General features: G+C 65.3%; 8 protein-coding genes. 4 read left to right on the top strand and 4 right to left on the bottom strand.

Going from position 1 to position 9862, the window contains the following annotated elements; genetic code table 11:
• From F2P45_RS13715 to F2P45_RS13700, 4 genes are all read right to left on the bottom strand, one after another.
• A partial coding sequence (locus F2P45_RS13715; protein ID WP_229505078.1) for an IS1380 family transposase occupies positions 1 to 682 on the bottom strand: 682 nt, incomplete at its 3' end.
• A 101-nt stretch (positions 683 to 783) separates the two neighbouring features.
• A complete protein-coding gene (locus tag F2P45_RS13710) occupies positions 784 to 1566 on the bottom strand; it encodes an SDR family oxidoreductase (RefSeq protein WP_370663249.1) in 783 nt (260 codons plus the stop codon).
• On the bottom strand, positions 1560 to 2036 hold the full coding sequence (locus F2P45_RS36190) for a hypothetical protein (protein WP_166875688.1): 477 nt from the start codon (positions 2034 to 2036) through the stop codon (positions 1560 to 1562). The genes F2P45_RS13710 and F2P45_RS36190 overlap by 7 nt, the downstream gene beginning before the upstream one ends.
• 153 nt (positions 2037 to 2189) lie before the next feature.
• Positions 2190 to 3044, bottom strand: a complete 855-nt coding sequence (locus F2P45_RS13700; protein WP_166875685.1) for a hypothetical protein — start codon at positions 3042 to 3044, stop codon at positions 2190 to 2192.
• Positions 3045 to 3245: 201 nt separating this feature from the next.
• On the opposite strand from F2P45_RS13700, the gene F2P45_RS13695 reads away from it, so the two are divergent.
• The 4 genes from F2P45_RS13695 to F2P45_RS13680 all read left to right on the top strand — a co-directional run bounded on the left by F2P45_RS13695 (position 3246) and on the right by F2P45_RS13680 (position 9862).
• Complete coding sequence (locus F2P45_RS13695; protein WP_370663248.1) at positions 3246 to 4085, top strand: M15 family metallopeptidase; 840 nt, start codon at positions 3246 to 3248, stop codon at positions 4083 to 4085.
• Between the two features lie 147 nt (positions 4086 to 4232).
• The gene (gene tssM / locus F2P45_RS13690) at positions 4233 to 8111 is read left to right on the top strand and encodes a type VI secretion system membrane subunit TssM (protein WP_166875706.1); all 3879 of its coding nucleotides are present in this window, start codon (positions 4233 to 4235) and stop codon (positions 8109 to 8111) included.
• Complete coding sequence (gene tagF, locus F2P45_RS13685; protein ID WP_166875683.1) at positions 8108 to 9091, top strand: type VI secretion system-associated protein TagF; 984 nt, start codon at positions 8108 to 8110, stop codon at positions 9089 to 9091. The genes tssM and tagF overlap by 4 nt, the downstream gene beginning before the upstream one ends.
• 3 nt (positions 9092 to 9094) lie before the next feature.
• Entirely contained in the window at positions 9095 to 9862 is a 768-nt protein-coding gene (locus tag F2P45_RS13680; RefSeq protein ID WP_166875680.1) for an OmpA family protein, read from the top strand.

Here is a 9862-nt window from a genome sequence, read left to right as displayed (position 1 = left end):
GCGTATCGGGGAAGTGCTGACGAATCCGCTTCAAAACGCGCCGCATGATCATCGCGTTCTCTTCGCCAAATGGTCGCCTTCCGGGGCGCAGCACCGCCGCGATCAAGCCGCCCGACTGGCCGTCGAAAATCATCAGCGGCAAGTAGCAGGTCGAACCATAGTGGTGGTTGTAGAACGCCAGCGGCTGCTGGCCGTAGCACGCATCCTCGGAGTGATCCAGATCGAGAATCAAGCTCTTTGGCGGGCTGGCGAAGGTGGCAACGAACTGTTCGACCAGGGCCTCGCTGACGCGATAAATATCTTGACGACTTGCAGCGTGTTCGAAGCGCGAGATCGTCGCTCCCGATGCCAGCGCGGCGGCGGCGTCAAACGGCGAACGGGCCGCGCCAAGCTTGAACATCGGGTCGTGGCGCAGGCTGTTCGCGTCGTTGCCGTCCTCGTAGCCGCAGCCGATTTGGTAGATGCGCTGGGTCAGAAGATCGTGATGGGAATGAGTGACGTAGCTCTGATGGCGACGGTCCGGCAAAGCCGCCGCGAGGCGCTTGGTCAGACCGATCTGCAGGTCGACACCGCGCAGCAGAACCGGACCGAGATCAGACGACAAACCGCCACCGGCAAAATCGGCTCGAACACTGTGAGCGGGAATGGATGCAAAACGGAGCTGCTCTGAGGTAGAATTCATGTCGGGCAAGGTGGCGTTTTTGTTGATAGCTGTGTTTCTCGATAACTCACATTTTATCAATCACTTACGGCATTCTTGCCCTTTTTTATGCAAAATTCAGGCTAGTGCTGACGCGCAGCAGTACGCAAATCGTCGACCGGCACGCGGCCGAAGTGCTGGTCCAGCACATAGTCGATGATACCGGCGGCGCATTGCGCGGGCGATGCCAGCGCGCCGTCCTGCTGCAAGGCCATGAAGCGTTCACGCTGCGGAAACAGGCTCTCGGGCGTGGCGCGGAGCTGCGCCTGCATGGCGGTGTCGATCACGCCCGGTGCCAGGCTGCAGATGCGCACGCCGGCGCCGGCATCGCCAGTGCGCGGCCCGATGGGATAGTCGAGCGCCACCGAGCGCGCATGGTGATCGAGCGCGGCCTTGGTGGCCCCGTACACGCTCCAGCCCGTGTAAGCATTGCGCGCGGCGCCGCTCGACACATGCACGATGCGCCGCTCGGCCTGCGCGGCTGCGGCGACCACGGCGGCAGCCAGCATCAGCGGCGCCGCCACGTTCAGCGCAACCGCCCGCGCCACCGCCAGCACATCCTGCTGGTGCGGCGCGCCGACCGGTTCGACCGTGCCGGCATTGTTCATCAGAAGCACCAGCGTGCTGGCGCCCACATGCTCGCGCAAGGCGGACGTGGCCAGCCAGGCGCCCAGCGCGTCACTGTCGGACAGGTTGAGCTGGACCTCGCGCAGCAGCGGGCCGAAACGTGCCGCCAGCGCCGGCGCCGTGCCGCGCGCCAGTCCCAGCACAGCAATGTTGCGTTCCATCAGCCCGGCAGCGAGTGCCGCGCCCAGGCCCTGCGTGTGGCCGCTGACGATGGCCGTGATGGCCGGCTGGCTCACGATGCCTCTGCCTGCGCGGCCTTGCGGCGGCGGTAATCGGCGTCGATGGCTTCGCCGCGCTTGCTCAGCACCGGCACCCGGCGCGAAAAATTGAATTCGACCGTGGAATCGGGATAGATGTGAATCGACAGATAGCGCGCATCGGACGGAATCTCGCCCATGGTCGGCGTGTTGGACGAGCGCATGATCGGACCGGCTTCCTGGCCTTCGCTGCCGCCCACGCGCCAGGTCACTGTCTGCGCCCCGTCGTTCAGGCGCGCGCCGACCTTGTTGCGGCGCCCGCTGTACGGATACGGCCCGGGGCTGCCCATGCGCACGCCGTTGACGGACACATCGAGCAAGGTGCGGTCGGAATAGTTGAAGATGTAGACATCGAGCACCTTGTCGCTCTGGGCCATCGTCGCGGATGTTCCCAGCAGCCACAGCGCAGCACCGGCCAGCAGCGTGCGGCGGGAAACGATCTTGTTCAGCATGTCATGCTCCTGCAGATGAATGAGGCTTTATTGTGAAGCAAAATCCGTGCGGCGACGAGTGTTGTCGCACTCGGGATCTTGCGACAAACCCGGCGCCACGCGGGCGGGCAGCGGCGCTGGCGGCCGCACCGGCGCCGACGTCGTGAATGATCCTCAGTCCGCCTCGGGCTTGACCACGCGCAGCGACCGGCATTGCGGATCGTCCTTGGCGCTGCCGGCGCACAGCCTGACCCGGCATTGCTCGGCCTGGGCGGCGTTGAGCTGCTTGCACTGTTTCAGCGAGGTCGGGGCCGGACCGGGATTGCTGGCCTTGGCGGCGCCGCCTTCCTTGGAATGGGCCACCAGCGCGGCCAGCAGGCTGGCATCGTCGGCCGGCGCCGCCTTGGCCGGGGCCGGGGCAGCTTTGACCGCAACCGGCTTGGCCGGGGCCGCCTTGGCGACCAGCACGGCTTTTTTCGCGCCCTCTTTGGCGAGTACGGGCTTTTGCTCGCGCGCCGCCGGCCTGGCCGGCGCCTTCGACGCGTCCTTCGGCAGCGGCGTTTCGGCCGGGCTGCTGGCGAGCAGCTGATCGAGTTCCTCGGCGGCTGTCCTCGGGGCGTCGAGCATGTCCTTGAGCGACTTGCCTTTGTCGGCGGCGGGCGGCGCCGCACCATGCTCGAGGATGGCGGCGGCCGACACATCGGATTCAGGCTCGGCCGGCTTGAGCACCACCGCCGCCTCGGGGATGGCCGCGTCGGTCCCGGCCGCCGCGACAGTCACCTCGGCCGGCTTGCCGCCGTCCAGCGCCATCCAGCCGGCGACGCCGGCGCACACAAGCAGCAGGGCGGCGCCGCCGGCCAGCCAGCCTTTCTTGCTGCGCTTGTCCTGGTCGGCCTTGAGGGCGGCGCTGTCCGCTGCCTGCGCCGCCTCGCGCGCTTGCGCACTGGCGCGCGCCGCTGCTTCTTGTTGCTCTGTAGAAAGTAAACTGGGCCGACTATAGGCTGGCGGCTGATCTTCACGATGTTGCAAAGGGTGCTCCTTGTTGATCTCTACATAACTTTACGCTATTCAAAAAAAACGTGAAGCTTTTTTACCATGTCAACAGTGCGTTTCTTCACACAAAAGAGTGTTAAATCCTATGTCGGATTGCTAGAACAGTAAGATATACTTCCAAGCAATCCTTTGTGTCAGTATCGCACTTTTTGTTTTGAATGTCCCGATGAGGTCCCCGTGCTGTTCCTTGCAGTAGCCTTGTATTTCCTGCTGGCTTGCCTGATCAGCTTCATGGTGCTGTTTCCGGCCGGACGCGCGTTCGCACTGCGGATGCTGGCGCGTGCCGGCGCACGCCTGCGCGGCTGGTTCGGCAAGGCGGAGCACGTCAGGGGACAAAGTGTTGCGGCAATACGACAAAGCGGCAGTGCATCTGCTCACGAAGCGGGCAATTTTCTGCGCCGTCATTATTTGCTGGTGATCGGCGGCGTGGTGCTGGTCTCGGTGCCGCCCCTCATTGCGCTGTTTTCCGGCGGCTCGTCGCTGGGCGGCTATGTGGAATCGACGCGCCAGATGGATACCCAGGTGGCCGACCTGCTGGAAGGCGAAAACCTGGTGCCGCCGCCGCCCCTGCCGCCGATGCTGTTCGCCACCGTGGAAGTCGAACAGGAGCGCCCGATGATCGTCTCGGCCAGCCGCGACTGGAGCCTGATGAATCCGGCGTACACCCAACGCCTGCTCCAAGCGTTTAAAATAATGAAAGAACGGCATGGTTATGACATGGCAATCCTGGAAGGCTACCGCAGTCCGGAACGCCAGAACAAGCTGGCCGCGATGGGCTCGTCCGTCACCAACGCCGCCGCCTTCCAGAGCTGGCACCAGTACGGCCTCGCGGCCGACTGCGCGTTCGTGCGTAACGGTAAGATCGTGATTTCGGAAAAAGATCCCTGGGCCATGCGCGGCTACGAGCTGTACGGCGAAGTGGCCGAATCGCTCGGGCTGACCTGGGGCGGGCGCTGGAAAATGATGGACTTCGGCCATACCGAGTTGCGTTTGCCGGGTGTCATGAAGCGCCGTTGACGGGCGCCTTACATCGGGCGTCTTTCCGGCCCGCCCCTGTAGTATGTCTGACGATGACTGAGCAATGAATTTCTTTCCGTCGCTGTGCCTGATCCGGCCCGCGACGGTCCTGATGTAAATGTTTTCTAAACTGAGTTTCTGATAATGATGCAATCAATCTGGCAGTTCCTGACGAGCCGTCGCACCCTGATCGTCGTGGGGTGGGTGGCATTTGCCGCCATCTTGCTGATCGGGGCGGCGGTGCTGGACCTCCCCATCGAGTACGCCCTGGCCGTACTCGGCGTGGCGCTGTTCTTCGGTTTGCTGATCTGGCTGTGGCGCCGCCACCGGCGCCAGCGCGCCGCCGGCAACCTGGGCGAGATGCTCGAACAGCAGGTGACCCAGTCGCCGGTGCGCGCCGATCCGGCCCAGCGCCAGGAACATGAAACCATCAAGAAACGTATGCTCGATGCGATCGCCACCATCAAGGGTTCCAAGCTGGGCCAGCTGTCCGGTGACGCGGCCCTGTATGAATTGCCGTGGTATATGATCATCGGCAATCCGGCGGCCGGCAAGAGCACCGCGATCGCCAGTTCCGGCCTGCAGTTCCCGTTTGCCGACAGCCAGATCGTGCAGGGCGTGGGCGGCACCAGGAATTGCGACTGGTTCTTCACCACCGACGGCATCCTGCTCGACACCGCCGGGCGCTACTCGGTGGTCGACGAAGACCGCACCGAGTGGTTCGGCTTCCTGTCGCTGCTGAAAAAATACCGCAAAAAAGCCCCGATCAACGGCATCATCATCGCCGTCAGCGTGGCCGAGCTGACCGGCAACCGTCCCGAATTCGCCATCAACCTGGCGAAAAACCTGCGCATGCGCGTCCAGGAGCTGACCGAGCGCCTCGAAGTGCACGCGCCGGTGTACGTGGTGTTTACCAAGGCCGACTTGATCGCCGGCTTTAACGAATTCTTCCAGGATACCGAACGCGCCGAACGCGACCGCGTCTGGGGCGCCACCCTGCCCTACAGCCACACCACCGGCAGCGAAAAAGCCCTGTCCCAGTTCGACGCCCGCTTCGACGAGCTGTACGACGGCCTGAAAGACTTGAGCGCGGCCAATATGGCACTCCAATGGCGCGAGCGCATGCCGCCCGGCGTGTTCACCTTCCCGCTCGAGTTTTCCACCATCAAGCAGCCGCTGCGCACCTTCATCGCCACCCTGTTCGAGGAAAATCCGTTCCAGTTCAAGCCGGTGTTCCGCGGCTTTTACTTCACCAGCGCGCTGCAGGAAGGCGAATCGATTTCGGCCTCGTCCCAGCACGTGGCGCAATTGTTCGACATCAAGCTGCAACCGCAGCACCATGCCGAAACCCAGACCCAGAGCGGCTTCTTCCTGCTCAATCTGTTCCGTAACGTGATCTTCGCCGACCGCGACCTGGTCGCCCAGTATGCCAGCCCGAACAAGACGCGCATGCGCTACGCCGCCTTCTTCCTGGCCACCGCCATGGTCGGCCTGACCCTGGGCGGCTGGAGCTGGTCGTACATGAGCAACCGCCAGCTGGTCCAGAACGTCCAGGCCGATCTCGACCAGGTGGTCAAGCTCCAGGCCAACAAGATCGACCTGCAATCGCGCTTCGAAGCGCTGCAGATCTTGCAGGACCGCATCGAACAGCTGGAACGCTACCGCGAAGACCGTCCGCTGTCGCTCAGCCTCGGCCTGTACCAGGGTGAAATGCTCGACCGCAAGCTGCGTGAAGAATACTTCAACGGCGTGCGCGAAATCATGCTCAAGCCGGTCGCCGGCTCGCTCGAAACCTTCCTCGCCGAAGTCAACAGCAACTCCGGCCAGCTGCAGGGCAATGTGCGTCCGGTCGCGCCGGACGCGCCGGGTGGCGGCGTCAGGGCCGCCGTCGCCGGCGCGCTCGGCAGCGCCGCGCCCGCGGCCACGGCCCCGGCCGCCGCGACCGCCGCGCCGGGCAGCACCCAGTTCCAGGATGCCTCGCCGACCAGCACCGAAGACGGTTACAACGCGCTCAAGACCTACCTGATGCTGGCCGATAAGTCGCGCTTCGAAGGCGGCCACCTGAACGACCAGCTGACCCGCTTCTGGCGCGGCTGGCTCGACGCCAACCGCGGCGCCATGCCGCGCGAGCAAATGATCCGCAGCGCCGAGCGCATCATCTCGTTCTACCTGGCGCAGATGCAGGACGTGTCGTGGCCGCAGATCGAAAACAAGCTGGCCCTGGTCGACCAGACCCGCGACACCCTGCGCCTGGTGGTGCGCGGCATGCCGGCGCGCGAACGCGTGTACGCCGACGTCAAGGCGCGCGCCGCCACCCGCTTCCCGTCGGCCACGGTCGGGCGCATCGTCGGCGATCAGGACAAGGATCTGGTACTGGGCAGCTACTCGGTGCCGGGCAGCTTCACGCGCGAAGCCTGGGAAGGCTACGTGAAGGCCGCCTTCAAGGATGCCGCCAACAAGGAACTGCAAAGCGCCGACTGGGTGCTGCGCACCGCCTCGACCAACGACCTGACCCTCGAAGGCAGCCCGGAGCAGATCCAGAAGGCCCTCATCGAGATGTACAAGACCGACTACGCCAAGGAATGGCAGAAGTTCGTGCAGGGCGTGACCATCCGCGACCTGAACGGCTTCGAAGCGGCGGTCACCGCCATGAACCGCCTGGGCGACCCGCAAACCTCGCCGATCCACAAGCTGATCAGCACCGTGGCCGAACAGACCTCGTGGGATAACCCGACCCTGGCCGACGCCGGCATGGCCAGCGCCAAGCGCGACTTCATGACCTGGCTCAAGGAAGTGGTGCTGCGCCGCAAACCGTCGCAGATCCAGGTCAACGTGCCGCAAAACCAGAACGCGGTCAATCCCGCCAACCTGCCGCTCGGCCCGATCGGACGCGAGTTCTCGGGCGTGGCGCGGCTGGTGGTGACGCGCGAAAAAGATGCCTCGCTGATGCGCGGCTACATGGAACACCTGTCGAAACTGCGCAGCCGCTTCAACACCATCAAGAACCAGGGCGACCCGGGTCCGGGCGCCAAGCAGCTGATGCAGCAAACCCTCGAAGGCAGCGGCTCCGAACTGGCCGACGCGCTCAAGTATGTCGACGAACAGATGCTCACCGGCATGACCGACATCCAGAAGCAGGCCATCCGGCCGATCCTGGTGCGTCCGCTGATGCAGACCTTCGCCGTGATCGTGCGTCCGACCGAAGCCGAAATCGACAAGGTCTGGGCGGCCCAGGTCTTGCAGCCGTTCCGCCAGAACCTGGCCGGCAAGTATCCGTTCTCGTCCGAATCGCGTTCGGAAGCGACCAACGAAGAAATCGGCCTGGTGTTCGGCCCGTCCGGCGTGATCGCCAAGTTCTTCGACACCACCATCGGCCCGCTGGTGGTGCGCCGCGGCGACGTGGTCGCGGCCCGCACCTGGGCCAACATGGGGATCGGCCTGTCGCCCTCGGCGGTCGGCAGCTTCCCGGGCTGGATCGCACCGCTGTCGGCCGGCGGCGTGGCCAACGCGACCGCCACCGCCAGCGCCGCCACCGAAGCCCAGACCCAGTTCGAACTGCAGGCGCTCGGCTCGGTCGGCGCGACCGAGTTCACCATCGAAATCGATGGCCAGTCGCTGCGCTGGAAAGGCCAGCCGCAGCCGTACGTGCGGATGGTCTGGCCGAACCCGCAGGGCACGCCGGGCTCGCGCATTACCGCCATCACGCCGCAGGGCCAGACGGTGGTGCTGCTCAATGAACAGGGCCGCAACGGCCTGCAAAAAATGGTCGAATCGGCCCAGCGCAAACGCAAGGATGACGGCGCGTTCGAGCTGAGCTGGGAAAGCAACGGCGTCAAGGTCACCTCCAACCTGCGCATCCTGCCGGCCGGCTCCGCACCGCGGCCGGCGCCGGCAGCGGCGAGCGCATCGGGCCGTGGCTTCAAGGGCCTGCGCCTGCCGGACACCATCATCAGTTCGACCGTGCCGGCGGCCGCGCCGGCAGCGGCGCCGGCGGCGGCCGGCGCCGCTGCGGGAGCACGCCCATGACGCGCGCCACCCAGATCCCGGTCGGCTACTTCGGCAAGATTCCCAGCCGCGGCGACTTCGTCAAGGGCAGCGACAGCCCGGCCCTGATCAAGGTGCTGGACGACTGGCTGGCCCAGGCCATGGACCTGATGAGCGCCGACGCGCGCTGGAAACTCTCCTACGACGCGGTCGCGCCGCTGCATTTCGCCTTCGTCGGCCCGCGCCGCCGCAGTGCCATCGCCGGCCACATCGTGGCCAGCAGCGACCAGTCGAACCGGCGCTTCCCGTTCCTGATGATGGGCGCGATGGAGGTGCCCGACCCGGTCACCTTCGTGCCGGACGCGCCGCTGGTCCTGAGCCGCCTGTGGAACCGGCTCGAAACGCTCAGCGCCGGCGTGATCGGCGCGGCCGACGCCGCCGCCCCGCTGCAGGCCGCCGCCACCCACATGATCGAGGTCGACCTGCGCGCCTCGGCCTACGAAGCGGCGTTCGAAGACTTCCTCGACATGCAGACGGTCGGCGCGCTCGACGCCCTGCTGCACCAGGCCGGCTACGAATGCTCGGCGCGCCAGGTGCTGCTGGCCATCGGCATGCTGATGCAGCCGGTCATGGCCAGCAGTTCGAGCCGGCTCGAAAAGAGCCTGGTGCTGCCGCTGCCGCTCGACCCGATCCACCGCAACCTGGTGGCGGCCTTCTGGATGCACCTGATTACCCCGTTCCTGGCGCGCGCCGACTTCGAACTGGCCCTGTTCGTGACCCGCATCAACGCCAGGCCGGCGCTGGTGATCGGCTTTTCCGGTGCCTCGCCGCAGACCCTGCAGGCGATCATGGACCCCACCGCCGGCCTGGAACGCCACATCACGTTCGACCAGCTCGAGTGGGTCGAGGAACAGACCGACACCGACTACGCCGTCAAGAAACTGTCCACCTATCTGGCGCAAGCCAATTTGTCACTCAAATCCGCGCTGGAATCCTTGCGCGCGGCGTTTATCGGATCTTAGAACATGCGCCACCTCCTCGCCCTTGTCATCCTGCTTGCCGGCGCAGTCAATGCCGGCGCCCAAACCGCCGTTCCCCAGCCGGGCCAGGTGCTCGTGTCGGGCACCGTGCCCGATGAAGCGAGCAAACAAGCGGTGCTGGCGCGCCTGCGCGACGTGTACGGCGCCGACCTCGTGGTCGACCAGATCAGCGTCGGCCAGGTCGCCACCCCGGCCAACTGGAACGGCTATGTGCAAAAACTGATCACGCCCGACCTCAAGTCGATCTCGCGCGGGCAGCTCAAGATCGATGGCAGCACCGTCAGCATCAAGGGCGAAGTGGCGAGCGAAGCGACGCGCCAGAAAATCGCCAGCAACGTCGCGGCCAGCCTGAACCCGACCTACACGGTCAACAACACCCTGCGCGTCTCGGCCGCCGACCAGAGCGTGCTCGATACCACCCTGGCCAACCGCATCGTCGAATTCGAAAGCGGCAAGGCCGAGCTGACCCCGACCGGGCGTGCGATTCTCGACGAGATGGCCGCCGCCATGAAAAAACTCAATGACCGCAAGGTCGACGTGATCGGCCATACCGACAGCCAGGGTAACAAGCTCACCAACCAGAACCTGAGCCAGGCGCGCGCCGAAGCGGTCAAGGCCTACCTGATCCAGTCCGGCATCAAGGGCGAGCTGCTCAGCGCCTCCGGCCAGGGCGCCGACCGCCCGGTCGCCAGCAACGACAGTTCCGACGGCCGCGCGCGCAACCGCCGCATCGAATTCCGGATGGCGCAGTAA

It is taken from the genome of Massilia mucilaginosa (assembly GCF_011682145.1).
GTDB classification, from domain to species: Bacteria; Pseudomonadota; Gammaproteobacteria; order Burkholderiales; family Burkholderiaceae_D; genus Telluria_A; species Telluria_A mucilaginosa.
The sequence above is the reverse complement of the archived record's forward strand: the minus strand, read 5'-3'. Positions and strand labels throughout refer to the sequence as shown.

Coding starts and splice junctions, on each gene's coding strand:
- tssM (WP_166875706.1), top strand. CDS start 4,233: ATGCAATCAATCTGGCAGTTCCTGACGAGCCGTCGCACCCTGATCGTC.
- tagF (WP_166875683.1), top strand. CDS start 8,108: ATGACGCGCGCCACCCAGATCCCGGTCGGCTACTTCGGCAAGATTCCC.
- F2P45_RS36190 (WP_166875688.1), bottom strand. CDS start 2,036: ATGCTGAACAAGATCGTTTCCCGCCGCACGCTGCTGGCCGGTGCTGCG.
- F2P45_RS13680 (WP_166875680.1), top strand. CDS start 9,095: ATGCGCCACCTCCTCGCCCTTGTCATCCTGCTTGCCGGCGCAGTCAAT.